The 23,941-nt window shown below is 71.8% G+C and carries 24 protein-coding genes and 1 pseudogene; 14 read left to right on the top strand and 11 right to left on the bottom strand.

Annotated elements, in window-relative coordinates; translation table 11 throughout:
* Positions 1 to 109 precede the first annotated feature (109 nt).
* From ACGFZW_RS09820 to ACGFZW_RS09835, 4 genes are all read left to right on the top strand, one after another.
* On the top strand, positions 110 to 445 hold the full coding sequence (locus tag ACGFZW_RS09820) for a nuclear transport factor 2 family protein (protein ID WP_393892545.1): 336 nt from the start codon (positions 110 to 112) through the stop codon (positions 443 to 445).
* Positions 446 to 484: 39 nt separating this feature from the next.
* The gene (locus ACGFZW_RS09825) at positions 485 to 1,645 is read left to right on the top strand and encodes a low temperature requirement protein A (protein WP_393892546.1); all 1,161 of its coding nucleotides are present in this window, start codon (positions 485 to 487) and stop codon (positions 1,643 to 1,645) included.
* 460 nt (positions 1,646 to 2,105) lie between these two features.
* Positions 2,106 to 2,921, top strand: a complete 816-nt coding sequence (locus ACGFZW_RS09830) for a L,D-transpeptidase family protein (protein ID WP_393892547.1) — start codon at positions 2,106 to 2,108, stop codon at positions 2,919 to 2,921.
* A gap of 40 nt (positions 2,922 to 2,961) precedes the next feature.
* Positions 2,962 to 4,137 (top strand): P1 family peptidase, encoded by a 1,176-nt coding sequence (locus ACGFZW_RS09835; RefSeq protein ID WP_393892548.1) that lies wholly within the window; start codon positions 2,962 to 2,964, stop codon positions 4,135 to 4,137.
* A 90-nt stretch (positions 4,138 to 4,227) separates the two neighbouring features.
* Here the strand turns inward: ACGFZW_RS09835 and ACGFZW_RS09840 are convergent, their stop codons facing one another.
* On the bottom strand, positions 4,228 to 4,944 hold the full coding sequence (locus ACGFZW_RS09840; RefSeq protein ID WP_393892549.1) for a VIT family protein: 717 nt from the start codon (positions 4,942 to 4,944) through the stop codon (positions 4,228 to 4,230).
* Between the two features lie 84 nt (positions 4,945 to 5,028).
* Here ACGFZW_RS09840 and ACGFZW_RS09845 point away from each other — a divergent pair, with 84 nt between their 5' ends.
* Positions 5,029 to 5,631: a YIP1 family protein gene (locus ACGFZW_RS09845; RefSeq protein ID WP_393892550.1), complete on the top strand. Its 603-nt coding sequence runs from the start codon at positions 5,029 to 5,031 to the stop codon at positions 5,629 to 5,631.
* Positions 5,632 to 5,725: 94 nt separating this feature from the next.
* Here the strand turns inward: ACGFZW_RS09845 and ACGFZW_RS09850 are convergent, their stop codons facing one another.
* Entirely contained in the window at positions 5,726 to 5,986 is a 261-nt protein-coding gene (locus tag ACGFZW_RS09850; protein ID WP_393892551.1) for a hypothetical protein, read from the bottom strand.
* 314 nt (positions 5,987 to 6,300) lie between these two features.
* Here ACGFZW_RS09850 and ACGFZW_RS09855 point away from each other — a divergent pair, with 314 nt between their 5' ends.
* The 3 genes from ACGFZW_RS09855 to ACGFZW_RS09865 all read left to right on the top strand — a co-directional run bounded on the left by ACGFZW_RS09855 (position 6,301) and on the right by ACGFZW_RS09865 (position 9,429).
* On the top strand, positions 6,301 to 7,542 hold the full coding sequence (locus ACGFZW_RS09855; RefSeq protein ID WP_393892552.1) for a CaiB/BaiF CoA transferase family protein: 1,242 nt from the start codon (positions 6,301 to 6,303) through the stop codon (positions 7,540 to 7,542).
* 82 nt (positions 7,543 to 7,624) lie between these two features.
* Entirely contained in the window at positions 7,625 to 8,968 is a 1,344-nt protein-coding gene (locus tag ACGFZW_RS09860) for an Ig-like domain-containing protein (RefSeq protein WP_393892553.1), read from the top strand.
* A 200-nt stretch (positions 8,969 to 9,168) separates the two neighbouring features.
* Positions 9,169 to 9,429, top strand: a complete 261-nt coding sequence (locus ACGFZW_RS09865; RefSeq protein WP_393892554.1) for a DUF397 domain-containing protein — start codon at positions 9,169 to 9,171, stop codon at positions 9,427 to 9,429.
* Positions 9,430 to 9,544: 115 nt separating this feature from the next.
* Here the strand turns inward: ACGFZW_RS09865 and ACGFZW_RS09870 are convergent, their stop codons facing one another.
* From ACGFZW_RS09870 to ACGFZW_RS09885, 4 genes are all read right to left on the bottom strand, one after another.
* Positions 9,545 to 11,695: a fructose-specific PTS transporter subunit EIIC gene (locus tag ACGFZW_RS09870; RefSeq protein WP_393892555.1), complete on the bottom strand. Its 2,151-nt coding sequence runs from the start codon at positions 11,693 to 11,695 to the stop codon at positions 9,545 to 9,547.
* Positions 11,696 to 12,152: 457 nt separating this feature from the next.
* A complete protein-coding gene (gene pfkB / locus ACGFZW_RS09875; protein WP_393892556.1) occupies positions 12,153 to 13,100 on the bottom strand; it encodes a 1-phosphofructokinase in 948 nt (315 codons plus the stop codon).
* Positions 13,097 to 13,939, bottom strand: a complete 843-nt coding sequence (locus ACGFZW_RS09880) for a DeoR/GlpR family DNA-binding transcription regulator (RefSeq protein WP_393892557.1) — start codon at positions 13,937 to 13,939, stop codon at positions 13,097 to 13,099. Before ACGFZW_RS09880 ends, pfkB begins: the two co-directional genes overlap by 4 nt.
* Before the next feature lie 309 nt (positions 13,940 to 14,248).
* Entirely contained in the window at positions 14,249 to 15,250 is a 1,002-nt protein-coding gene (locus ACGFZW_RS09885) for an RNA polymerase sigma factor RpoD/SigA (RefSeq protein ID WP_393892558.1), read from the bottom strand.
* A 172-nt stretch (positions 15,251 to 15,422) separates the two neighbouring features.
* Here ACGFZW_RS09885 and ACGFZW_RS09890 point away from each other — a divergent pair, with 172 nt between their 5' ends.
* From ACGFZW_RS09890 to ACGFZW_RS09905, 4 genes are all read left to right on the top strand, one after another.
* Entirely contained in the window at positions 15,423 to 16,010 is a 588-nt protein-coding gene (locus ACGFZW_RS09890; protein ID WP_393892559.1) for a GNAT family N-acetyltransferase, read from the top strand.
* A 65-nt stretch (positions 16,011 to 16,075) separates the two neighbouring features.
* The gene (locus tag ACGFZW_RS09895; RefSeq protein ID WP_393892560.1) at positions 16,076 to 16,597 is read left to right on the top strand and encodes a hypothetical protein; all 522 of its coding nucleotides are present in this window, start codon (positions 16,076 to 16,078) and stop codon (positions 16,595 to 16,597) included.
* Between the two features lie 192 nt (positions 16,598 to 16,789).
* Positions 16,790 to 17,230 (top strand): DUF1275 family protein, encoded by a 441-nt coding sequence (locus ACGFZW_RS09900; protein WP_393892833.1) that lies wholly within the window; start codon positions 16,790 to 16,792, stop codon positions 17,228 to 17,230.
* A 38-nt stretch (positions 17,231 to 17,268) separates the two neighbouring features.
* On the top strand, positions 17,269 to 17,640 hold the full coding sequence (locus ACGFZW_RS09905) for a DUF1275 family protein (protein ID WP_393892834.1): 372 nt from the start codon (positions 17,269 to 17,271) through the stop codon (positions 17,638 to 17,640).
* 114 nt (positions 17,641 to 17,754) lie between these two features.
* Here ACGFZW_RS09905 and ACGFZW_RS09910 read toward each other — a convergent pair.
* A pseudogene (locus tag ACGFZW_RS09910) lies at positions 17,755 to 18,108 on the bottom strand (pyridoxamine 5'-phosphate oxidase family protein); the annotation flags it as partial.
* Between the two features lie 52 nt (positions 18,109 to 18,160).
* Positions 18,161 to 18,586, bottom strand: coding sequence for a pyridoxamine 5'-phosphate oxidase family protein (locus tag ACGFZW_RS09915; protein WP_393892561.1), 426 nt, complete (start codon positions 18,584 to 18,586; stop codon positions 18,161 to 18,163).
* A gap of 248 nt (positions 18,587 to 18,834) precedes the next feature.
* Between ACGFZW_RS09915 and ACGFZW_RS09920 the strand changes: the two genes are divergently transcribed.
* A complete protein-coding gene (locus tag ACGFZW_RS09920; protein ID WP_393892562.1) occupies positions 18,835 to 19,884 on the top strand; it encodes a questin oxidase family protein in 1,050 nt (349 codons plus the stop codon).
* A 74-nt stretch (positions 19,885 to 19,958) separates the two neighbouring features.
* Here ACGFZW_RS09920 and ACGFZW_RS09925 read toward each other — a convergent pair whose 3' ends face one another.
* Positions 19,959 to 20,726: a dioxygenase gene (locus tag ACGFZW_RS09925; protein ID WP_393892835.1), complete on the bottom strand. Its 768-nt coding sequence runs from the start codon at positions 20,724 to 20,726 to the stop codon at positions 19,959 to 19,961.
* Positions 20,727 to 20,880: 154 nt separating this feature from the next.
* Between ACGFZW_RS09925 and ACGFZW_RS09930 the strand changes: the two genes are divergently transcribed.
* On the top strand, positions 20,881 to 21,378 hold the full coding sequence (locus ACGFZW_RS09930; RefSeq protein WP_393892563.1) for a MarR family winged helix-turn-helix transcriptional regulator: 498 nt from the start codon (positions 20,881 to 20,883) through the stop codon (positions 21,376 to 21,378).
* A gap of 122 nt (positions 21,379 to 21,500) precedes the next feature.
* Here ACGFZW_RS09930 and ACGFZW_RS09935 read toward each other — a convergent pair whose 3' ends face one another.
* Together ACGFZW_RS09935 and ACGFZW_RS09940 are read right to left on the bottom strand one after the other, a co-directional pair.
* Positions 21,501 to 23,024: an MFS transporter gene (locus tag ACGFZW_RS09935; protein ID WP_393892564.1), complete on the bottom strand. Its 1,524-nt coding sequence runs from the start codon at positions 23,022 to 23,024 to the stop codon at positions 21,501 to 21,503.
* Between the two features lie 188 nt (positions 23,025 to 23,212).
* The gene (locus ACGFZW_RS09940; RefSeq protein ID WP_393892565.1) at positions 23,213 to 23,863 is read right to left on the bottom strand and encodes a TetR/AcrR family transcriptional regulator; all 651 of its coding nucleotides are present in this window, start codon (positions 23,861 to 23,863) and stop codon (positions 23,213 to 23,215) included.
* Positions 23,864 to 23,941 lie beyond the last annotated feature (78 nt).

Consider the following 23,941-nt stretch of genomic DNA (forward strand, 5'->3'; position numbering starts at 1 on the left):
CGACACGACACGCCGCTTCCCCCGCGCCCCTCGTAGGAGGTGTCGCCCACCCGCGCTGTACTGAGGGGCCCGGTCCGTCCGAGGACCACGAGCAGTGCAAGGAGCCGCCATGACCAGCGCGTCCGGCCCGCCCCTCCCGGCCCCCGTCGAGCGCGCCCTGCGGGCCGCCAACGACGGCGACACCGACGGCTTCCTCGCCGCGTTCGCCGAGCACGGCGCGGTGGACGACTGGGGGCGGGAGTTCCGCGGCCCCGCCGCGATCCGCGGCTGGAGCGACGCCGAGTTCATCGGCAAGCAGGTGACCTTGGAGGTGACCGGCGCACGGTCGCAGGGGCCCACCACAACGGTCAGCACCCAGGTCGGCGGGAAGGGCTTCAACGGTCCGTCCGACTTCGCCTTCACCGTCGAGGGCGACCGGATCGCGCTGATGCGGATCACGGGCTGACCGGCGACGGCGTTGTGACACCGGACGACAGGAGCTGACATGCCGGTCTCCATGCGGGCGCGCAGCCGCCACGAGGCGCACCGCTCCGCCACCCCGCTGGAGCTCTTCTTCGACCTGTGCTTCGTCGTCGCCATCGCCCAGGCCGGCCGGCAGCTGGTGCACGGCCTGGCCGAAGGCCACCCGGGGCACGGCATCACCGCCTACCTGATGCTCTTCTTCGCCATCTGGTGGGCCTGGATGAACTTCTCCTGGTTCTCCTCGGCGTACGACACCGACGACGCGCTCTACCGCGTGGTGACCCTCGTACAGATGGCGGGCGTGCTGATCCTGGCCGCGGGCGTGCCGCGCGCCTTCGACGACAGCGACTTCCTGGTGACCTGGCTCGGCTACCTGGTGATGCGGCTGGCGATGGTCACCCAGTGGCTGCGGGCCGCGTACGGCGCGGAGGGTGCCGAGCGGCGCACCGCGCTGCGCTACGCGCTGGGCGTGTCGCTCTGCCAGGTCGGGTGGCTGACGCTGCTGTTCCTGCCGTCCGCCGCCGCGCCCTGGGCCTTTCTGATCATGGCTCTGGCGGAGCTGTCGGTGCCGACCCTGGCCGAGCGGGAGCGCCAGACGACCTGGCATCCGCATCACATCTCCGAGCGCTACGGCCTGTTCACCATCATCGTGCTCGGCGAGACGATCGCGGCGGCCACCGTCGCCGTACAGACCGCCCTGGACGAGAACGACGAGCTGGGCACCCTGCTGCCCATCGCGGGCGGCGGCCTCCTGCTGGTCTTCGCCGCGTACTGGATCTACTTCGCTGTGCCCATCCACCTCCACCTGCGCTCCAACCGCCAGGCGTTCGTGTGGGGCTACGGCCACTACGCCGTGTACGGCTCGGCGGCCGCGGTCGGCGCGGGGATCGAGATCGCGGTCGAGGAGTCGAGCGGGGCGGCGCATCTGTCGGTCCTCGCCGCGTCCGCCTGCGTCACGGTGCCCGCCGCCCTGTTCCTGTTCACGGTGTGGCTGATCCACTCCCGGCACCAGAAGCGCGGCACCGCCCAGCAGCTGGTCCTGCCGGTGTCCTCGGTGCTGATCCTCGCCTGCACCTTCGCCGGGCACTGGGCGGTCCTGGCGGCCGGCCTGGTGGCCTCCGTCACCGTAGCCGTCGGCGCCACTCTGACGGCCCGGCAGGGCACCGCCCTGGTGGAGCAGTAACGGCACGGCCCCGGTCACCCGAGTCGGTCACGGCCTCCGGTGGGAGTTCCCCCGTTAGCGTGCCGAACGGCCGTCCGCGGCCCCTGGCCGCTGCCATACACCCGTCCGCCGGACAGGTCCCCCATCCGCTTCACACCCCACCTCCCGGGCCACCCACCGACCCGATCCGCGATGGCTGCAACTCTTGTAATTCCAGACGCAGTTGCCCCCATTCCCGGCCATCTTTCCACCCCAGGACAGCGCGGCCATCCCCTCACCCGATCACCCGTCCACCCATCAATTACCCGTCAAAAAGCCACACTTCCGGGGACGTCACCCCCTCACCCCTCACCCTTGACCCCCTGCACCGCGTGCGCCTTCACGGAGACACGGTAGGGTGCATATTGCCCTTTTTATGCCCGGCGTGTCCCCCACGGGAACACGGGCCGTCCACCCGTCCGCACCTGAGGAGACGCCCGCCATGGCCGCCCGCCACGCTCAGTCCCGCGCGCGCAGAAGGCTGTCCCGGCGCAGCAAAGCCGTCAGTTCATTCGCCCTCACCACACTCGTCGGCACCGCCCTGTGGGCCTGGCCGGCCTCGGGCGACGACCACGACAGCCTGACGGACGCCAGGAACGGCACCCCCAAGAGCGCCGCCGGCCCGGAGACTCCCGCCTCCCCGCGGACCGCGCCGAACGCCGCCCCGGCCCCCCGGTCGATCCCCGGCCTCAGCGAAGCCACCCGGAAGCAGATACCGGCCAACTCCCGTCAGGCACTGATCGTCACGGGCAAGAGCAACGACTCCTACGACTCCCGTGTCGTCCTCTACACCCGCGCGCAGCGTTCCGGCGACTGGCGGCCGGGCCCCTCCTGGCCCGCGCACAACGCGGCCCGCGGCTGGACCGACGATCACCGCTACGGCGACCTGCGCTCCCCCGAGGGCGTCTACACGCTCACCGACGCGGGCGGCCGACTTGCCCCGCCGGAGGGCACCAAGCTGCCCTACGACCGCAATGGGAGCTTCGTCGCCAGCGGCACCGGTGTGGAGGGCGAGCCGCTGGCCGGCGCGTTCGATTACGTCATCGCCATCAACTACAACCGTGTCGCCGGCACGTCCCCGCTGGACCAGCAGCGCCCGCAGGGCCCGGGGAAGGGCGGCGGCGTCTGGCTGCACGTCGACCACGACGGACCCACCCAGGGGTGTGTGTCCCTCAAGCCGGGGGCCATGCGGGAACTCCTGCGCACCCTCGACCCGGCCCTGCACCCGGTCATCGTGATGGGTCCGGCGGGCCACTGACCGCCCGTCGGGCCGCACGGCCGCGTGGTACGCATGGGTCATGGCGGACGCGGAGCGGGGACCGGACGGACGGAACGCACACGACGAGCGGAGCGAGCAGGAGGACCGGACGGCGGACGCGCCCCGCCCTCCGGGCCCGCTCGACGCCTTGACCGATGTCGCCGGCATCCGGGTGGGCCACGCCCAGCGGATCGGCGGCGGACACCTGACCGGCACCACCGTCGTCCTCGCCCCCGAGGGCGGTGCGATCGCGGCCGTCGACGTCCGCGGGGGCGGCCCCGGAACCCGCGAGACAGATGCGCTGGATCCGCGCAATCTCGTGCAGCACGTCGAAGCGATCGTGCTGACCGGCGGCAGCGCCTTCGGCCTGGACGCCGCCTCGGGGGTGGCCCGCTGGCTGGAGGAGCAGGGCCGGGGCTTCCGCGTCGGGCCGGATCCCGCCCAGGTCGTGCCGGTGGTCCCGGCCGCCGCCCTGTTCGACCTGGGGCGCGGCGGCGACTGGCGGGCCCGCCCGGACGCCGCGCTGGGCCGTGCGGCGGCGGACGCCGCCGCGGCCAGTTCCCCGGGCGCTGTGGTGGCGCAGGGCAACACGGGCGCGGGAACGGGCGCGGTGGCCGGCGGACTCAAGGGCGGTATCGGGACGGCGAGTGTGGTGCTGCCGTCGGGTGCCACCGTCGCCGCCCTCGCCGCCGTCAACGCGGCGGGCTCATTCGCCGATCCGCGGACCGGCGCCCTCTACGGCCGGCAGGCCGAGGGTCCCGCGGCCTTCCCGGCCGCCTCGGTGCACGCCACCGCCCGGCGCCGGCTGGCCGAGGCCGTGCGGATCTCGCAGGACCGCTCCGCGGCCTCGGTCCGGCCGCCCCTCAACACCACGCTCGCGGTCGTCGCCACGGACGCCGCCCTCACCCGCGCCCAGGCACACAAGCTCGCCGGAACCGCGCACGACGGCCTGGCCCGCGCCGTCCGCCCGGTCCATCTGCTCTCCGACGGCGACACGGTCTTCGCCCTGTCCACGGGCACCCGCCCCCTGGCCCCCGACGAGGTCCTCGCCGATCCGGCGTTCGGGGTCCACGCGCAGGCCGGCGCCCTGAACGAGATCCTGGCCGCGGGGGCGGACGCGGTGACGCGCGCGGTGGTCAAGGCCGCCATCGCGGCGGAGACGGTGGACGGTCCCGGCGGGCTGTTCCCCTCCTACCGGGAGCTCTACGGCGACTGACGGGCAGCGCGCCGCCGCGCGCGGGCTGCTGACGCCGTGTCCGGGTGAGCCGACGCACCACTGGCAGCCTCCGGGCTCATGACTGCCCCGTCAGACCCCCGCAGCCCCCAGCAGCGCACCCGCCCCGTACGTCACCGCCATCGCCAGCGCGCCCCCGGCCACGTTGCGCACCACGGCCCGGGCCACCGGCGCCGCGCCCAGCCGGGCGCTGGTCCAGCCGCACAGGGCGAGCGCGGCGAGCACCGCGGCGACGGTGACCGGCAGCCGCAGCGCCACGGGCGGCAGCACGATGGCCAGCAGCGGCAGCAGCGCACCTGCGGTGAAGGCGAGGAAGCTGGCGCCGGCCGCGTGCCAGGGGTTGGTGAGTTCATCGGGGTCGATGCCCAGCTCGACCTCGGCGTGCGCACGCAGTGCGTCCTTCTCGGTGAGCTGCTCCGCGACTTCGCGGGCCAGCTCCTGGCTCAGCCCCTTGTCCTCCAGGAGTCCGGTCAACTCCACGAGTTCGGCCTGGGGTTCGCGGGCGAGCTCGCGCTTCTCCTGGGCCAGCGCCGCCTTTTCGGAGTCGCGCTGGGTGGAGACGGACACATACTCGCCCGCGGCCATCGACATCGAACCGGCCAGCAGCCCGGCCAGCCCCGCCGTCAGCAGGGCGCTGCGCGCGTCGGTGGCGCCGGCGACACCGACGACGAGGCCGGCCGTGGAGACCACGCCGTCATTGGCGCCGAGGACGGCGGCCCGCAGCCAGTTGAGGCGGCTGCCGAGCCCGCCGCCGTGCGCCTCGTCGTGCTCGGGTGTCTCAACAGTCACCGGCCGAGCGTCTCACCCAGGGCCTTCGTACCCCGCCCCGACGCCCCCGCATCGTCCTGAATTCGCCGGTGGTAGAACGGCCGTATGTCCGTACCTCCGCCTCCGCCCACGCTTGTCCAGCCCGCCCCCCGCAAGCCCGCTCCGCGCCGCCGCCTGTGGTGGCACCGGCTGATCCTCGGGCTCTGGTACCGGCCGGTGGAGGTCATGGACGAGGCACGGGACCGCAGCGCGTGGAGCGCGGCGGTGCTGATGTGCTTGATCAGCGGCGGCATAGGGGTGTTGACGGTGGAGGCGTTCCGTCAACAGTGGTCCGCCAACCGCACGATGGCGTTGCAGCTCGCCGGGCTCGCCGAGGCGGGCGTGCTGGCGGCGAGCTTCGCCCTGGGCGCCGTGACCCATGCCATCGCCCGCACGCTCGGCGGCAACGGCCGCTTCGCGCCGACCGCGAGCCTGTTCATCGTGCTGTTCTGGGTCACGGACCTGCCGCGTCTCGCGCTCGCCGCACTCCTGCCGGCCGGCACCACGTTCGTGCAGGCGGCGACCTGGACGACCTGGGGGTTCGGCTACGTCCTCGCCGTACTCCTCATCCGGGGGCAGCACCATCTGCCGACCAGGAAGGCGGCGGCCGCGGTGTCGGTGCAGATGCTGGCCGCGCTGGCCCTGCTCAAACTCGGGCCGGTGCGCTGAATCCCGCTGGGGCCCGGCCGTCGGGCCCCGGGCCGAGCACACACCGTGCCGCCGGTATTCGCGCGCTCGCCTGCCGCACGTCAGCGGACGTGCGTCAGCTGCGGCTCGTCAACTGCCGTACGAGACCGGCGAACGCCTCCCGCTCCGCCTCGCTCAGCTGCACGCTCTCCGACGGCGGCCCGGCCGGGCCGGTCTGGCGCGGCACGGAATCCAGCAGCTCCTTGGCGCCACCCCCGGCCGGCGCCTCGTCCCGCTCCCGCCGCATCAGTCTGAGCAGGCCGGCGACCCAGACGACGAGGGCGACGAGCAGGACGGCGAAGCCGATCTGCTGCAGAAGCGCAACGGAGGGGTGCATACGGGCCTCCAGGACGGGCGGGGCACGGATCAGATCCCAGTAGACACCACACTTCGGGCCTTTCGACAGGAGGATTAGGGGACTTACGTCCCGAAGTGACGCACGTCCTATGACATTTCATCGCTTTCCCGGCATGCCACACGAAGCGCGCTCCGAAGTACACCGGAGTGCACCGGAGCGCACTCCCATCCGCCCCTCACCCCTCCGGCGCGGCAGGGTGCCTGCCACCCCCTTGGACACCCCGGAGGCTTCCCCCGGGCGAAGATCACCCTTGACGATGGCCGCACACCGTCCGCGACGTGAGGAGTACGCACGTGCCGCAGCCGCCCGAGCCGCAGCCCTTGCCACCCGCCGGCGCCGGCACCGGGCACGCCGCCCCTGCCGGGCCGCCCGCCCGCGCGCTGGACGGCATCCTCGTGGCCGACTTCAGCCGGGTGCTGGCCGGGCCGCTGGCCGCCGCGACGCTCGCCGACCTCGGCGCCGAGGTGATCAAGGTGGAACGACCCGGCGCCGGCGACGACACCCGGGCATGGGGACCGCCGTTCGCCGCGGACGGCACCGCCGCGTACTTCGACGCCGCCAACCGCTCCAAGCGCGGCCTCACCCTGGACCTCGGTGACCCGGACGACGCGGCCGCGGCCCGCGAGTTGGCGCGCCGGGCCGACGTGCTGATCGAGAACTTCCGCCCCGGGTCGCTCGCCAAGTACGGCCTGGACCAGGCCAGTACCCGCGCCGCCCACCCAGGTCTGGTGCACTGCACGATCACCGGGTTCGGCTCCGGCGAGGGCGCCCGTCTGCCCGGCTACGACTTCGTCGTGCAGGCCGTCGGCGGCCTCATGAGCATCACCGGCGAGCCAGGCGGCACACCCCTGAAGGCGGGCGTCGCGCTGGTGGACGTACTGACCGCCAAGGACGCCACCACCGGCATCCTGGCGGCGCTCCGGCACCGCGACCGCACCGGCGAGGGACAGCTGGTCGAGGTCAACCTGCTCTCCTCCCTCCTCGGCTCGCTGGTCAACCAGACCTCCGGGTATCTGGCCACCGGCCGCGACCCGGGACCGATGGGCAACCGGCACCCGAGCATCGCCCCCTACGAGACGCTGGCCTGCCGCGGTGGGCTGCTCGCGGTGGCGGCCGGCAACGACCGGCAGTTCCGGGCGCTCGTGACGGCCCTGGGCAGCCCCCGGTTGGCGGACGACCCCCGGTTCGCCCGCAATCAGGATCGCGTACAAAACCGCACGGATCTCATCCATGCCCTGGAGGACCTGCTGGTGGCCGACACCCCGCAGGGGTGGACCGAGCGGCTTGCCACGGTGTCCGTGCCGTGCGGCCCGGTCAACACGCTGTCCGAGGCCCTGGAGTTGGCGCAGCGGCTCGGACTCGACCCTGTCACCCCTGTGGGCGAAGGCCGGATTCCCCAAGTCACCAGCCCGCTACGCCTCTCGGGGACCCCGATTTCCCAACCTGCCGCCCCACCCCGCCTGGACGAACACGGGGCACCGCTGCGAACCTGGCTGTCCGGGCCGCGTGATCAGCCCCTGCCCCCACGGGTGTGATGTTGGTCACAACGCAGTCCGACCCGCAACCAAAATCGTCCGTAGGTGCTGTTTACCAGCACGGAAAACACCACACCCTCGTATGGAGCAGCTCGTGACATCGCCGGACAACCCTGTGCCCGCTCGGTCCCGCACCCCGCACCAGCTGCGCCAGCCTGCCGAGCAGCAGGGGACGGGCACGCCGCGCTCCCGCCGGATGCGACGCACGCTGGCCGCGACCGCACTGCTGGCCGCCGGAGCGCTGGCCCTGTCCGCCTGCGGGGGGAACGCCGAGGCCGGCGGTCACGACGACGGCAAGAACGGCCAGGCGGGTGCGGACGCCGCGGCCGCCAAGGACGCCTCCGACGCGAAGATCAAGGTCTCCTCGAAGGACGGCGCCACGGACGCCAGCATCAACGACACCCGGGTGAAGGTCACCGGCGGCAAGTTGACGGATGTGAAGCTCACCGCGGCCGACTCCGGCACCGTCGTGGAAGGCGCCATATCGTCCGACGGCTCCACCTGGAAGCCCTCGGCCCAGCTGGAGCGCGGCACCAAGTACCAGCTGGTGGCGAACGCCAAGGACGCCAAGGGCCGTTCCGCCACCGAGAACGCGACGTTCACCACCGTCTCGTCGGCCAACAGCTTCATCGGCACCTACACCCCCGACGACGGCAAGACCGTCGGCGTCGGCATGCCGGTGTCGTTCAACTTCGACAAGATGATCACCAACAAGAAGGACGTCCAGTCCCACATCAAGGTGACGTCCAGCAGCGGCCAGCCGGTCGTCGGCCACTGGTTCGGTGCGCAGCGCCTGGACTTCCGGCCGGAGGAGTACTGGAAGGCCGGCTCCAAGGTCACGATGAAGATCGACCTGGACGGTGTGCAGGGCGGCGAGGGCATCACCGGTGTGCAGTCCAAGACGGTGTCCTTCACCATCGGGCGCTCGCAGGTCTCCACCGTCGACATGAACACCCAGACCATGACGGTCAAGAGGGACGGCAAGACCGTCAAGTCCATCCCGATCTCCGGCGGCAGCCCCGAGAACCCCACCTACAACGGCCAGATGGTCATCTCGGAGAAGTTCGAGCAGACCCGGATGGACGGCTCCACCGTCGGGTTCACGAAGGGCGACGGCAAGGGCGAGTACGACATCAAGGATGTCCCGCACGCCATGCGCCTGTCGTCCTCCGGCACCTTCATCCACGGCAACTACTGGGGCGACCCGTCGATCTTCGGCCGCGCGGGCACCAGCCACGGCTGCGTCGGCCTGCGTGACGCCAAGGGCGGCGGCGGCAACACCCCGGGCAAGTGGTTCTTCGAGAACTCGCTGGTGGGCGATGTCGTCATCGTGAAGAACTCGAAGGACAAGACCATCAAGCCGGACAACGGCCTCAACGGCTGGAACCTCTCCTGGGCCGACTGGCAGGCGGGCAGCGCGTCCTGACCGGCGCCTGCTGACAGACACGACGGTGGCCGGTCCCCTGGAGGGGCCGGCCACCGTCCTTCGTGGTACCCGCAGGAGCCTCCCCGGCCCGCCGCCTCGATGGCAGCGCGCGCCCAGAGGGCAGGCGACGGTAACGCGCCCCCGGCGAGGGGAATGCATCCCGTACGGGGCAGGGGGAGCGAACGGATGGGGGACGAGCGATGAGTGACAAGGCGATACCGGCCCGCGATACGTCCGGACGCGGTGCGGGCGGCGAGGGCAGCCGTCCCGAAGAGGCCCTGCTGTGGCGGAAGTCCAGCCACAGCAACGACTGGGAAAGCGCCTGCCTCGAAATGGCAGCCGGGCCGAAGCCCGGCGCCCTGGTGTACGTCCGGGACTCCACACGGGCCGGCTGCGGCTCGCAGCTCACCTTCTCCGCTCCCGCCTGGTCCCTCTTCATCGCGTACACCACCGCCGACTGACGGCTCACCGTGGCGCGGTGACCGGTCTGCCGACGCTGCGCACACGCCGGGGCCCCCACGTCATCGCTCCGTGGGGGCCCCAGCGTTCAGGAACTGCTCTTGGTGCGCGGACCGGTCAGGCGGCGACCGTCACCTTGCCTTCCTCTGCGGTGTCCGCCGCTGCCTCCTGCCGCGCGTCGCGCGACCTGTGCATCCCCTTGAGGAGGATCACCAGGCCCGTGGTGACGCACGTACCGGCGGCGATGGCGACCAGATAGAGGAGCGGCTGGCCGATCAGCGGGACGACGAAGATGCCGCCGTGCGGGGCACGGAGGGTGCAGCCGAACGCCATCGACAGGGCGCCGGTGACCGCACCGCCCGCCATCGCGGAGGGGATGACCCGCAGCGGGTCGGCCGCGGCGAACGGGATGGCGCCCTCGGTGATGAAGGACGCGCCGAGCACCCAGGCCGCCTTGCCGTTGTCTCGTTCGGTCTTGGTGAAGAGCCGGCTGCGGACGGTCGTGGCCAGCGCCATCGCCAGCGGCGGGACCATGCCGGCCGCCATCACCGCGGCCATGACCTTCAGGCTGCCCTCGTTGGGGTTGGCGAGACCGCCGACGGCGAAGGCGTAAGCGACCTTGTTCAGCGGGCCGCCGAGGTCGAAGCACATCATCAGGCCCAGGATGACGCCGAGGATGATCGCGTTGGCGCCGGAGAGCCCGGACAGCCAGTCGGTGAGTGCCTTCTGCAGGGCGGCGATCGGCTTGCCGATCACCAGGAACATGAGGAACCCGACGATCGCCGAGGAGATCAGCGGGATCACCACGACCGGCATGATGCCGCGCAGGACCGGGGGAATCCTGACCCGCTGGATCGCCATCACCACCCCGCCCGCGAGCAGACCGGCGATCAGGCCGCCGAGGAAGCCCGCGTTGATGGTGAGGGCGATGGAACCGCCGACGAAGCCCGGGACGAGGCCCGGCCGGTCGGCCATGCCGTAGGCGATGTAGCCCGCCAGGATCGGCACGAGGAAGCCGAAGGCGACCCCGCCGATCTGGAAGAGCAGGGCCGCCCAGCTGGTGGCCTCGGTCCAGATGAAGTGGTCGGCGACGGAAGGCGCCTTGTCGATCGTGTAGCCGCCGATGGCGAAGGCGAGGGCGATGAGCAGGCCGCCCGCCGCGACGAACGGCACCATGTAACTGACGCCGGTCATCAGCCACTTGCGCAGCCGGGTGCCGAAGCCGTCGGCCGCGTCGCCGCCCTTGTCCATGGGCGCGGCGTCCCGCGCCGGGGCGCTCGCTTCGCCGCGTTCGGCCTTCCCGCGCACCTCGGCGATGAGTTCGGCGGGGCGGTTGATGCCCGCCTTCACCCCGACGTCCACGGTCGGCTTCCCGGCGAACCTGTCCTTGTCCCGGACCTCGACGTCATGCGCGAAGATCACGCCGTCCGCGTCCGCGACGACCTGCGGGTCGAGCCGCTCGAAGCCCGCCGAGCCCTGTGTCTCGACGACCACCTCGACGCCGGCGGCCTTACCGGCCTTCTCCAGCGACTCGGCCGCCATGTAGGTGTGCGCGATACCGGTGGGGCAGGAGGTGACGGCGACGATGCGGAAGGGGGTCTCGGACACCGGGGCGTCCGGGGCGGGGGACTCGGATTCCAGGGCATCCGGGGCGGGTTCCCCGGCGGACGGCCGCGGGGCCGCGGCCTGGGCCGATGCTAGGGCCGGGGTATCGGTGGAGGCGTCGGCGGACTCCGCTTCGGCCGCGGCTTCGGCCTCCGCTTCGGACGCCGGGGCGGCCTCGGGCTCGGTCTGCTCGGGCCCCGCCTTCCCGGTCTCCGCCTCCGGCTCCTCGCCGCGGATGAGAGAGGCCGCTCGCGCCGGATCCGTGACCGACCGCAGCGCGCCGGTGAACTCCTCGTCCATCAGGTGGCGGGCGAGGGTGGACAGGATCGACAGATGATCCGCGTCGCCGCCCGCGGGGGCCGCGATCAGGAAGATCAGGTCCGCCGGGCCGTCCGGCGCGCCGAAGTCGATGCCGGCGGGACAGCGCCCGAAGGCCAGCGTCGGCGCCGAGACGTGTGCACTGCGGCAGTGCGGGATGCCGATGCCTCCGTCGAGGCCGGTCGGCATCTGGGCCTCACGGGCGGCCACATCCGCCAGGAAGCCCTCCAGGTCGGTGACGCGACCGGAGGCGACCATCCGCTCGGCCAACGATCGGGCCGCGGCATCCTTCGTTTCGGCGGACAGGTCGAGATCGACCAGTTCCGCGGTGATCAGCTCACTCATCGCGGGCTCCCTTGCGCGTATCCGCCGAGGGGGCGGTGGGGACGGGACGGGGAATGGGAGGGGTCGTGCACATGGGGACGGGGGTGCGCCGCGAGTTCGTATGGGGGCGGTGCGCGGTGCGGTGGTATGGGGACGGGCGGGGTGGAGCGGAGGCCCCGGCAGCGAGGCCGGCAGTGGTGCCGGTCGCTCGCTCGGTGGCCGCGGGGGCGGCGCCGGGATGCCGGATCGGCCGGGTGGCGGCCGAGCACCGGGTCGAGGCCGAGGGCCGGGCGGGGGTGGCCCGGAGCGGTATCGGCCGGTCTGTTTGTCGCCACGAGGGCGGATCCGCCGGCGGCCGGCCGCAAGCCGGGCCGTGCGGAGGGCGGGGGCGGCAGGATGCGCGGCGCGTCGACGACCGGCGCCGGAACGTCCCGCCGGGCGTTTCGTGGCCCGCGCCCGATGCCAGCGCCGTGCCGGGTCATGACACCGGCTCCGTGAGCGGGCGGTCGAGGGGGACGTCGTCGGTCGTCGTGACGGCCTCCGGAGCCAGATCGACCGGCGTCGGCATCGCGCTGCCGGGGAGCTGGACGGCGGCCGCGCCGTGCGCCACCGCCGCGGCAAGGGCGCGGACCCCGGTGCCGCCCGCGGCGAGGAAGCCGGCGAGTGAGGCGTCGCCCGCACCGACGTTGCTGCGCACGGCGGCGACGCGGGCGCTTCCGAAGTGGGCGCCGTCGTCGTCGACCAGCAGCTGACCGTCAGCGCCCAGCGAGGCGAGTACGGCGCGCGCGCCCGAGGTGCGCAACTCCTCCGCGGCCTTGACCGCGTCACCGATGGTGGCGAGCGGGCGGCCGACGGCCTGGGAGAGCTCCTCGGCGTTCGGCTTGACGATGTCGGGGCGCTCGCGCAGCGCGGCGGTCAGCGACGGTCCTGAGGTGTCCAGGGCGATCCGCGCACCGGCGCGGTGGGCCCGCGCGACCAGGTCGGCGTACCACTCGGGCGCGAGTCCGCGCGGCAGGCTGCCGCAGCAGGCGATCCAGTCGGCGCCCACGGAACGCTCACCGACCGTCGTCAGCAGGGCCTCGGACTCCTCGGCGGTCAGCTCGGGTCCGGTCGCGTTGATCTTCGTGAGGGAGCCGTCCGGTTCGGCGACGGAGATGTTGGAGCGGGTCTGGCCCGCCACCGGCACACCGGCCACCTCGATGCCCTCGGCGCTCAGCAGCCCGGCGAGCGCCGCGCCCGCGGGGCCGCCCAATGGCAGCACCGCGAGGGTGCGGTGGCCGGCCGCGGCGACCGCCCGCGAGACGTTGACACCCTTGCCGCCCGGGTCGATCCGGTCGGCTGTGGCCCGGAGCACGGCTCCACGCTCCAGCGCCGGGATCTCGTACGTACGGTCCAGGCTGGGGTTGGGGGTGACGGTGAGGATCATGCGCGCACTACTTCCGTACCCGCGCGCTCGATGGCGAGGGCGTCGTCGGGGCTCAGCCCGGTGTCGGTGATGAGCAGGTCCACGTCCGACAGCTCGCCGAAGCGGGCGAAGTGCTGCTGCCCGAACTTGGCGGAGTCGGCGAGCAGGACGACCCTGCGGGCGGCGGCGATCAGCGCCCGCTTGACCGCGGCCTCGGCGAGGTCGGGGGTGGTCAGGCCGCCGTCGAGGGAGAAACCGTTGGTGGCGAGGAACAGCACGTCGGCGTTGATCTCGCGGTAGGCGCGCAGCGCCCAGTCGTCGACCGCGGCCCGCGTGCGGTGCCGGATACGGCCGCCCACCAGGTGCAGGGTCAGCCCCGGGTGGTCGGCCAGCCGGGCGGCGACCGGCAGACCGTGGGTGACGACGGTCAGCTCGGCGTCCAGCGGAATCTCGGCGGCGAGCCGGGCCGCGGTGGTCCCCGCGTCCATGATCACGGTGCCGGAGAGGCCGCCGGAGCGGGAGGAAGCGGAAGCGGCCGCGGACGCCGGGTCCGCCGCGCCGTCGCCGGAGCCACCGTTGGCACTCCAGGGGAGTTCGGCGAGCGCGGCGCGTGCGATGCGCAGCTTCTCGTCGGCGGCGACGACGTCCCGCTGGGCCAGGTCCGGCTCGAAGTCCAGTCGGCCTGCCGGGATGGCGCCGCCGTGCACACGGCGCACCAGCCCCGCGCGGTCGAGGGCTTTCAGGTCGCGCCGTACGGTCTCGGCGGTGACCTGGAACTCCTCGGCGAGGGACAGTACGTCCACCCGCCCGCCCTCGCGGGCGAGCCGCAGAATCTCCTGCTGGCGCTCAGGTGCATACATCAGCGTTTGCGTCCGTTCGATGCCCGAAACTGTGGTTTCAGCGCGATGCTACGCACACATTTCTGCGAAGTAAACAGAGTCGGGCATCTCGCGGACTCAAACAGACATCGGTAGCGCCTTCGGGTCAGCCGCAGGCGCATGCGGCGGAGCGCGGACCGCAGCCGGCGAAGGGCGATCCGCCGACCTGCGGCACCCGCCGGGCAGGCACCACCCACGCGAAGGAGCCCCGACGCCTGAACCGGCACCGGGGCTCACTCACGGAGAATCTCGCGCTCTCGGTCGCGCGGGGGCGCGAACGGGCGCGCCGCCTTACGCGGCGGCGTCGAACCCCGTGTCACTGGCCATCCGCTTCAGGTCGAGGAGCGCGTGCTTCTCTATCTGGCGGATCCGCTCACGGGTGAGGCCGTGCTGCTTGCCGACCTCGGTCAGCGTGCGCTCGCGACCGTCCTCGATGCCGTAGCGCGCCTTGATGATCGAGGCGGTGCGGTGGTCGAGGCGGTCGATCAGGCCCTCCAGCTCCTCACTGCGCAGCAGCGAGAGCACGGACTGCTCGGGCGAGGCCGCGGAGGTGTCCTCCAGCAGATCGCCGAACTGGGTGTCACCGTCGTCGTCCACCGACATGTTGAGACTGACCGGGTCACGGGCCCAGTCCAGGACGTCGGTGACACGGGCGGGCGTGGAGCCCAGCTCGCCGGCGACCTCAGCGGGCTCCGGGTCGCGGCCGTTCTCCCGGTTGAACTCGCGCTGCACCCGGCGGATCCGGCCCAGCTCCTCGACGAGGTGCACGGGCAGCCGGATCGTGCGGGACTGGTCGGCGATGGAGCGGGTGATGGCCTGGCGGATCCACCACGTCGCGTACGTCGAGAACTTGAAGCCCTTGGCGTAGTCGAACTTCTCCACCGCGCGCACCAGACCGGCGTTGCCCTCCTGGATCAGATCCAGCAGGGGCAGACCGGCGCGCGGGTAGCGGCGGGCGACCGCGACGACGAGCCGCAGGTTGGAACGGATGAAAACGTCCTTGGCCTTGGCGCTCTCGGCGACCAGCGCCTCGAGCTCCTCACGGCCGGCACCTGCGGCATTGCCGTCGGTGACCTCGCCGTCCAGGATCTGCTGGGCGTAGACGCCCGCCTCGATGGTCTGGGAAAGCTCGACCTCCTTCGCGGCATCCAGCAGGGGGGTGCGCGCGATCTCGTCGAGATACATGCCGACCAGGTCGCGGTCGGCGATCTCCCCGCCTACGGCGCGAACGCTGCTGGCCCCCTCAGAACCGCTGCTGGTGGCCTGACGACGGGCGACGGCACGGGTTGCCATGCGTGTGCTCCCTTTGCGATGAGTCGGTCGCGGGACGGTGGCGCGGGAAACCCGATGGGTGACCGAGTGACCCGTCCGAAGGAAACAACGGCTGGAATCCGGACAGAATTCCCCTGCCGCCGTCCTTTTTTGTGATCATGCAGTACCCTGCCCCCTCACCGAGGGAGGTCACATGCTGCCGGAGCGCAGGGACGTGCAGGTCAGGGCGGGCACCGCGGCGGACCTCGGCAGCCTCACGGAGCTCTACAACCACTACATCCGCCAGACGCCCATCACGTTCGACACCGAGCCCTTCACCTGCGAGCAGCGCCGCACGTGGCTGGCCTCCCACCCACAAGACGGCCCTCATCGACTTCTGGTTGCCCAGGAGACGGACGGCAAACCCACAGGCCCACGCCCCGGGCCGCCGAACGGCGACGACACCGGTGGCGCCGCCGAGGGCAACGGCGCCCTGCTCGGTTACGCGACCAGCAGCGCGTTCCGGCCGAAGGCGGCCTATGCGACCTCCGTGGAGGTCACCGTCTACTGCGCGCCGCGCGCCGCCGGCCGCGGCGTCGGCACCCTGCTCTACGAGGCCCTCTTCGAAGCCCTGGCCGACGAGGACATCCACCGCGCGTACGCCGGCATCGCCCTGCCGAACGACGCGTCCGTCCGCCTGCACACCCGCTTCGGCTTCCGGCACATCGGTACCTACACGGAGGTGGGCCGCAAATTCGGCCGCTACTGGGACGTCGCCTGGTACCAGAAGGATCTGGGCTGACTCCGGTTGCCGCGGACGACGACCGGGTGTCGCCTGGACAGGAGGGCAATCGAGAGGAGCCCGCCATGGAAATGCACGCTCGCCGTCACGACAGGGGTGCGGCCCGCTCCCACGGCACCATCGACGCCGAACACGGCGCGACGGCCAACGCTTCCGGGACGTCTTCGCGGCCCCCCACCGGGCGCCACCTGCCGGCCACGGTGGTGCTGCCCGTCCTCGCGGCCCTCGGCTTCGGCTGCTACACGATCTGGATCGACCACACCAGCGGCGCCAAGGGCGCCCAGGCGGCGCTGCTCGGACTGATCGCGGCAGTGGTCTCCGGCGCGCTGGGGCTGGTGCTGGTGCACTTCCAGTCCTCGATGCTCACGGAGACCCGGGCGCTGGCGTATGCCGCGCTCTTCGGCTGCGCGATGGGCTGGCTCTACAGCATCAGCGGGCCCTCGGTACTGAAGTCGGTGGGATGGGGTCTGATCATGGGCGGCTGCATGTTCGTCGTCTCGCTGTACCTCTTCCGCGCCCACCGGGTGCGCGAACCGCACGGTCTGCACCGTCCGCGCAGGGTCCACCCTCCGCACGGCGCCCACTGACGGCGGCCGGCCCCCGGGAGAGCGAGAAACGCGCTCGGTGATGCGGAGCCATGCTTCTTTCCCTCAGGCGGGAATGAGCTCTCCGCGGAGCGGATGCGAATTCGGGCGGCTGCACACGAGAAAGTGATTGCATTCGGCGAGTTGGCGAGTTCCCGCATACGTCTCATGCTGCGTGAGCGACTGTCACGGAATATGGCGCCGCCGGTGGGTAGCGTGTCATCAGGAGTACGTCGGCAGCGACGTTACGCTGTGTCCCCATATGCGAAAGTAGCAGGTGGGAGACAGGCTGTAGCAGCGGTTCACAGCGATGACGGCCCTCCTGGGGGAGTCGATCCCCTGCGGATTCTCTTTCGCGGCTCCGACGGCCCCCTTCCCGCCCTCTTGTTGCTGTTGACAACGGTCACCGGACTGGTGGATTCAGTCAGCTACCTCGTGCTGGGCAAAGTCTTCGTCGCCAACATGGCCGGCAATCTCATTTTCGTCGGCTTCGGCCTGTCGGCAGTGGGGACGGCGGTGGCCCCGTCCGCTGTTGCGATCGGGGCATTTCTCGTCGGTTGTGTCGCCGGTGGAAGGGCCGTGCAATCGTTGGCGCACCATCGAGGGGGTTGTTGTGCGGAAGCGCAACGGTCGTAGTGGTATTGGTCGTTGTCGCGGTCGCCCTGCTGTGGGGAGTGGAGGAGGGGGCGCCTGTGCCGTCGGCCCGACGCTGGGCCGCGATCGCCGCCCTGGCGTGCGGGATGAGCTTCCAAGCGGCTCTCACCCGGCAGGTCAACCTCAAGGAAATGAGGACGATCGTGGCGACGCTCACCTTCACCGCTGTCGCCGCCGACTCGAAACTGGCAGGTGGCAGAGGCCGGGGGGTGACCAGCGGAGTGGTTTCGGTATTGACGGTGGTATTCGGCGCGTTCTGCGGTGGCCTTCTCCTTCGGGTCGGCGACGTGCGAGCACCGCTGCTCCTCGCCATCGCCTTGCTCTTGATCGCTGCGGCGGGGGTCGCCGTCCTTTCGAGGAAGGAAGCCGATTGGCAACGCCCCCACAAATAGCGGCTCCAGGCTGATCTTCAGTACGTCACCGGCCACCGCCGACGGTTCCTGAGAAGCGCACAGCCCGCGCCGGTCCGGTGCCTGTACGGTTCCGTCCGCCGCGCACATCACCTCTGGCGGCGAGTCATCGCTCTTCCGCCGCACGGTGCGCAATGGCGTGCCGGGCCGCCAGGTCTCCAGCACCACATACGGATCGTCGATCGTCGTACGCACCATCTCCGTCAGCTCCGCCCGGAACAGGTGGAACGGTTCCGGGGGCCGCACCGCGGCGGCGTAACGCGCGACCACCTCGGCGTCGGTCGCCTCGACCGCCCGCCCGGAGACCCGTACGTCGCCGCCGGCCATGTCCGTGCCCGGTCCGGGGTTGGCGTGCAGCGAGAAGCGGGGGTCGCGGCGCAGGTCGAGCGCCTTGCGTGAGCCCGGCATCATCCCGAGCCACAGCTCACCGAAGCGGAAGTCGGCCTCCAGGAGGTCGCACAGAAGACCCGGCAGCGTCCTCGCAGGTCCCGCGCGGGCTCCCTCAGTGGGAAGGCCCCAGGTCCGCCGCGTTCCACCGCTCGGGCCGCAGGCGGATGGCGATCAGCTCCTCGCCACGGGTGAGCACGTCGCGCGCGTACCGCGGGACCTCGTCGGCCGGCAGATAGCGGCCCGCCACCTTCTCGACCAGCTCGGGTGTGACGGCGACGAAGGCCGCGGGCCCCTCGACGGCGGCGTAGCGGTAGGACGGCGACGTGCGCTGCACCGTCAGGGTGAAGCGGCCGGCCTGCTCGATCAGACGTGCCTTACGGGACGTTCGGCCGGTGAACAGCATGATGTCGTCACCCGGCCGGTAGGCGTACCAGACCGGCGCCGTCACGGGCCCGCGCTCGCTCCCCGCCGCGACCGACAGCACGGCGACCAGCGGCTCGGCGAAGAACCGCTCGCGTTCCTCCACAGTCAGCGACATCGCACACTCCTCATGAGGTCAATGGGCCCGCCCGACCACCGGACCGCAGCCCACGGCCGCACCGCAGTCCGCGGTCCGCGGTCGAACCCGTCCTACCTCGGAACCGCGTCCCGAACCGTCCTCCCACGCTCACACAAGGCACCTGGGACCGCCCTCCGGACCCGCTCCGGGTGTGGCACCGTATGCGACCTCCGGCGTAGGGCTGCCGACCGTTCCGCCGCGACGGACCGCCGCCCTAGCCTCGAATCATGGATACGACGAGCGGCACCCTCGACGAAGCCCTGGAGCGCCTGCACACCACAGGTCCCGAGTTCCGCGGCTTCCTGAGCAATCACGGTCCGATGGCCGTCGAGGCCCTGGTACGGCACGGCCAGGCCGGCTCCGTCCACCGTTGGGTCGATCACTACACCACCAAGCTGGAGACGGTCCCGAGCCCGCAGTCCCCCCTCACCGACGCCAACTGGCAGCAGGCGATGGGAGATCCGAGCAGGGTCACCGACTGGACCCTCTACATGGCGCGGCAGGTCGCCGAACACCCCTGGCGCGAGGTGCTGGCCGAGTGGTGGCCGCGGCTGCTGCCCGGCATCGCGGGCGCCGCGACACACCCCGTCATCCGCGTCGGGCACGTCGTCCGCACGCTGCTGGAGGAGGGCGAGGAGGCGCCGCGGATCGCCGAGTTGGCGCATGCCCTGGGCTATTGGGCCGCGCGCCACACGCCGCTGCCGGTGACCCTGCGGCCATCCGGCCCCGCCTCCCCCGCCGACGCGCTGGCCGCCCTCCCGCACGTCGCCGACCAGCAGGTCGGCGTCCTCAAGGGCCTGGCCCAGCTGCCCGGGACCGACGGCTGGCAGGCCGCCGCCGAGGCCGTCGACGCCCCGCGGGAGCCGGACGCCGCCCGCACCCAACTGGCCGCGCTGGTACGGGCCGCCACCCATCGCTATCTCGACTACGGACACGGTGACGAGGTGCTGCTCGTACACGCCGCCACCGCCCCCAACGCCGTACTGCGCACCCTGCCCGCGCTCCCCCGCGAGCTGTGGGCGCCCTCTCTGGGCGCGGCCTGGGCGGCGAGTGCCGCGCTCACGGCCGTCTACACCCCCGACGAGCCGATGCCGCCGCTGCGTACCGGGACGCTCGATCCCGAAGAGGTCTTCACACGGGCCACCGCACACGGCGACGAGCACGCGATCAAGTTCACCGACACCGCGCTGGACGTGGCCTCATGGACGCCGGAAGGCGACGACCGCGCCCTGGCGGCCGCTCTGCGCTCCCTGGAGTTGATCCGCCGGGACGTGTGAGACGGAGGCGGCCGCGGGGCCACGCCCCCGCCGACCCACCGCCTCACCCGAACCGCACAGCCCGGCCGCACCACCTACCCGAACTGCATGGAGCGCTTGGCCAGCCCCATCCAGAAGCCGTCGATCACGCTGCGCCCGCTGTCCAGCTGCCCCTGGGCGTCGGCGGCTCCCAGCGTCACGAAGAGCGGCGCGAAGTGTTCGGTGCGCGGATGGGCGAGCTGCCCGGCCGGGGCCTTGTGGGCGAAGTCGAACAGCACGTCGAGGTCCTGGGCCGCCAGCGCCCGCTGTCCCCACTCGTCGAACTCCGCCGACCAGGCGGGCGGGCCGTCACCGCGGTGCCGCAGCGCCGCCAGATTGTGGGTGAAGAAGCCGCTGCCGACGATCAGTACCCCCTCCTCGCGCAGTGGCGCCAGCTTGCGGCCGATCTCGTACAGCCGGCGCGGGTCGAGGGTGGGCATCGAGATCTGGAGCACGGGGATGTCGGCGGCCGGGAACATCTCGACCAGCGGGACGTACGCGCCGTGGTCGAGCCCGCGGTCGGGGATGTCCTGCACGGGTGTACCGGCGGTGCGCAGTGTCCTTCGGATGCGGTCGGCGAGGCGGGGAGCGCCGGGGGCGGCGTAGCGGACGGTGTAGTAGTGCTCGGGAAAGCCCCAGAAGTCGTACACGAGCGGCACCGTCTCCGTGGCGCCGAGCGCGAGCGGGGCCTCCTCCCAGTGCGCGGACACGATGAGCACGGCTTGGGGGCGGGGCAGCTCGGCGGCCCAGGCCGCGAGCTGCCCGGGCCACAGCGGGTCGTCGGCGAGCGGCGGTGCGCCGTGGCTGAGGTAGAGGGCCGGCATCACGGACATGGCAACTCCACAACGTCGCATTCGGCGAGGTGTCTGCGGGAAACCCCGCTGGGCAGCTTGCTTGAAACTTCAAGCAACACCTCCACCATAGCCCACCCTTTGTTAAATCTTCAATAACTGGGCGGACGGTGAGAGAATGGATGCTATGAGCAACGAACCCGCAGCCGAGCCCCGCTGGCTCAGCGACGAGGAGCAGTACGCCTGGCAGTCCTACCTCCACGCCTCCACGCTCCTGGAGGACCACCTCGACCGCCAGCTGCAACGCGACGCCGGGATGCCGCACGTCTATTACGGCCTGCTCGTCCAGCTCTCCCGCGCCCCGCGGCGCCGCCTGCGGATGACCGAGCTGGCCCAGAACGCCAAGATCACCCGCTCCCGGCTCTCGCACGCCATCGCCCGCCTGGAGAAGAACGGCTGGGTGCGCCGCGAGGACTGCCCATCCGACAAGCGGGGCCAGAACGCCCACCTCACGGACGAGGGACTGCGGGTCCTGGAAAAGGCCGCCCCCGGTCACGTCGCCGCCGTCCGGGCCGCCATGTTCGACCGCCTCTCCCCCGAGCAGGTCGGCCAACTCGCCGAGATCTGCCGGGTGATGGCCGACGGCCTGCAGCCGAAAGGCGCCGACCTGCCCTGGCTCCGCTGACGCCTCCGACGTATCGGAGGTACCAGGGGAGCCGGGGAGGCCGACGCCTTTCGCGTCCCGGGTTTCCACGGGCCGACGGACGGTACGGGAACACCCACGGCGCCGCCGTCCCGCGGAAGAACTCAGTGCGCCATGACCGGCATCCGGACCTCGTCGCCCTCGGCCGCGGCCTCGCCGTCACCCGAGGATCCGACGGCCGAACTGCCGCCCTGGTGGCCGGTGTTGATGAAGGTGAAGGCGATGACCGCCGCCAGGACGAGAATGCCGACGGCCCACCAGATGGCGGTGGCGTAGCCGTGCACCATCGACTGGAGCTTGAGCAGATCCAGGGAGCGCGCACCAGCGGCGTGCGACGTGGCGTACGCAGTGGTGGCACTCGCCGCGATGGTGTTCAGCAGCGCCGTACCGATGGCCCCGCCGACCTGCTGCGAGGTGTTGACCATCGCGGACGCGACACCGGCGTCACGCGGCTGGACGCCGTGCGTGGCCAGCGACATGGCCGGCATGAAGGCCGTACCCATGCCGAGCCCCAGCAGCAGGAAGCCGGGCAGGATCAGCGCCGGGTAGGACGTGTCCAGGTCGATCCGGGTCAGCACCAGCATGCCGAGGGCGGCGGTCAGGAAGCCGGGCGCCATCAGCAGTCGCGGCCGGACCCGGGTCATCAGCCGGGCGCCGATCTGCGTCGAGCCGACGATCATGCCCACGATCATCGGGAGGAAGGCCAGGCCGGTGACGACCGGGGTGTAGCCCTTCACGATCTGCAGGTAGTAGGTCAGGAAGAGGAACAGACCGAACATGCCGATGATGGCCAGGCCCAGCGAGGCGTAGACGCCGGCGCGGTTCCGCTCGGCGACCACCCGCAGCGGCAGCAGCGGCGCCTTCACCTTGGACTCGACGAGCACGAACGCCAGCAGCAGCACGGCGGCCGCGACGAACAGGCCCAGGGTCGGGACGGCCAGCCAGCCGTCGGACTCGGCGCGGGTGAACCCGTACACCAGCGAGACCAGACCGAGCGTGGCCAGGATGACGCCGGGGACGTCCAGGCGGGAGGGGTTACGGCTCTCCGAGGGCTCGCGGATGACCAGGACCGCGCCGGTCGCGGCGACCACGGCGAACGGGATGTTGACGAAGAACGTCCAGCGCCAGTTCATGTACTCGGTCAGCACACCACCGAGGATCAGCCCCACGGCGCCGCCGCCACCGGCGATCGCACCGAAGATGCCGAACGCCTTGGCGCGCTCCCTGGCCTCGGTGAAGGTCACCGCGAGCAGCGAGAGCGCGGCCGGCGCCAGCAGCGCGCCGAAGACGCCCTGCAGCGCACGCGCGCCCAGCAGCATCCCCTGGTTCGCCGCGGCGCCGCCGATCGCCGAGGCGAGGGCGAACCCGACCAGTCCGATGATGAAGGTGCGCTTGCGCCCCCACAGGTCGGCGATGCGCCCACCGAAGAGCAGCAGACCGCCGAAGGCGAGGGCGTAGGCGGTGATGACCCACTGCCGGTTGGCGTCGGTGATGCCCAGGTCGGCCTGGGCGGAGGGCAGCGCGATGTTCACGATGGTCGCGTCGAGGACGACCATGAGCTGCGCGAGGGCGATGAATATGAGCGCTTTCCAGCGCCGGGGATCGACGTACGGGGCTGTTTCAGGCATGGCTGGGTCCACCTAGTGGTGCGGTGAGCGAATAACGGGACGTGAGCGACGGAGAGTTGGGACGTTCGGGTCTGGTGAGGCCGGTACGACCGGATGAGCCGACGGCCGGGGGCCGGGGACGGCCGGGCGGCCGAAGCAGCGCGAGCGACGGCCTGTTGGGCAGGCGGGCGGAAGAGCCGGGGTTCAGCTCATGACCGGTGCCTGAGGTCTTCCAGGGTGGCCGCGGCGCCGGGGAGTTCGGAGCGCGCGGGCGCCAGCAGGCCGTCCAGGAACAGCTGCAGATGCCGGTGCACGAACTTGTCGAAGTCGATACAGCCACTGCCCGGCAGCGGGCGGGTGAGCTGGGTGAGCGCGACCATCAGGTCACCGACGGCGATGTCGGTACGCAGTTGGCCGCTGTCGCGCGCGGCACCCATGACGGCCTCGATGGCCGTCTCCAGGCGCCCGCGGGCCGCGCGGAGTTCGGGATGGTCGAGATCCACACCGTCGGAGAGCAGCGGGCACAGGGCACCGATGCGCTCCTCCACCGCGGCATGGACGAAGCGCCTCAGCGCTTGAAAGGCATCGGGCTCCTCGGCAAGGGCGGTCTCCGCGCAGTCCGCGGTGCGGGACATGACGGAGAGCGTGACGTGATGGATCAGCTCCAGGCGATCCGGGAAGTGACGGTAGAGGGTCGCATTGCCGACCCCGGCCCGTCGAGCGATTTCATCGAGCGACACCTCGGCCCCGAACTCGACCATCGTCTGGCGGGCGGCCGCGATGATCCGCTCCCGGTTGCGCAGGGCATCGGCCCGCAGACGCGGCTGCGGGGACTTCGTGCGACTGTCGGTGGCGGTCACGGCGGCACTCCTCTCACTTCTCGGGCGTCTTGGGCCTTACGGCGGACCGCGCGGGTCAAGACGGTCGGTCGCGGTCGG

It is taken from the genome of Streptomyces sp. NPDC048248 (assembly GCF_043201875.1).
In the GTDB taxonomy this organism is placed as follows: domain Bacteria; phylum Actinomycetota; class Actinomycetes; order Streptomycetales; family Streptomycetaceae; genus Streptomyces.

Bases quoted from the DNA above. Each gene is read 5' to 3' on its own strand.
- ACGFZW_RS09820 (WP_393892545.1), top strand. From the start codon at position 110: ATGACCAGCGCGTCCGGCCCGCCCCTCCCGGCCCCCGTCGAGCGCGCC.
- ACGFZW_RS09825 (WP_393892546.1), top strand. From the start codon at position 485: ATGCCGGTCTCCATGCGGGCGCGCAGCCGCCACGAGGCGCACCGCTCC.
- ACGFZW_RS09830 (WP_393892547.1), top strand. From the start codon at position 2,106: ATGGCCGCCCGCCACGCTCAGTCCCGCGCGCGCAGAAGGCTGTCCCGG.
- ACGFZW_RS09835 (WP_393892548.1), top strand. From the start codon at position 2,962: ATGGCGGACGCGGAGCGGGGACCGGACGGACGGAACGCACACGACGAG.
- ACGFZW_RS09845 (WP_393892550.1), top strand. From the start codon at position 5,029: ATGTCCGTACCTCCGCCTCCGCCCACGCTTGTCCAGCCCGCCCCCCGC.
- ACGFZW_RS09850 (WP_393892551.1), bottom strand. From the start codon at position 5,986: ATGCACCCCTCCGTTGCGCTTCTGCAGCAGATCGGCTTCGCCGTCCTG.
- ACGFZW_RS09860 (WP_393892553.1), top strand. From the start codon at position 7,625: ATGGAGCAGCTCGTGACATCGCCGGACAACCCTGTGCCCGCTCGGTCC.
- ACGFZW_RS09865 (WP_393892554.1), top strand. From the start codon at position 9,169: ATGAGTGACAAGGCGATACCGGCCCGCGATACGTCCGGACGCGGTGCG.
- ACGFZW_RS09870 (WP_393892555.1), bottom strand. From the start codon at position 11,695: ATGAGTGAGCTGATCACCGCGGAACTGGTCGATCTCGACCTGTCCGCC.
- pfkB (WP_393892556.1), bottom strand. From the start codon at position 13,100: ATGATCCTCACCGTCACCCCCAACCCCAGCCTGGACCGTACGTACGAG.
- ACGFZW_RS09880 (WP_393892557.1), bottom strand. From the start codon at position 13,939: ATGTATGCACCTGAGCGCCAGCAGGAGATTCTGCGGCTCGCCCGCGAG.
- ACGFZW_RS09885 (WP_393892558.1), bottom strand. From the start codon at position 15,250: ATGGCAACCCGTGCCGTCGCCCGTCGTCAGGCCACCAGCAGCGGTTCT.
- ACGFZW_RS09890 (WP_393892559.1), top strand. From the start codon at position 15,423: ATGCTGCCGGAGCGCAGGGACGTGCAGGTCAGGGCGGGCACCGCGGCG.
- ACGFZW_RS09895 (WP_393892560.1), top strand. From the start codon at position 16,076: ATGGAAATGCACGCTCGCCGTCACGACAGGGGTGCGGCCCGCTCCCAC.
- ACGFZW_RS09900 (WP_393892833.1), top strand. From the start codon at position 16,790: ATGGCGCCGCCGGTGGGTAGCGTGTCATCAGGAGTACGTCGGCAGCGA.
- ACGFZW_RS09915 (WP_393892561.1), bottom strand. From the start codon at position 18,586: ATGTCGCTGACTGTGGAGGAACGCGAGCGGTTCTTCGCCGAGCCGCTG.
- ACGFZW_RS09920 (WP_393892562.1), top strand. From the start codon at position 18,835: ATGGATACGACGAGCGGCACCCTCGACGAAGCCCTGGAGCGCCTGCAC.
- ACGFZW_RS09925 (WP_393892835.1), bottom strand. From the start codon at position 20,726: ATGCCGGCCCTCTACCTCAGCCACGGCGCACCGCCGCTCGCCGACGAC.
- ACGFZW_RS09930 (WP_393892563.1), top strand. From the start codon at position 20,881: ATGAGCAACGAACCCGCAGCCGAGCCCCGCTGGCTCAGCGACGAGGAG.
- ACGFZW_RS09935 (WP_393892564.1), bottom strand. From the start codon at position 23,024: ATGCCTGAAACAGCCCCGTACGTCGATCCCCGGCGCTGGAAAGCGCTC.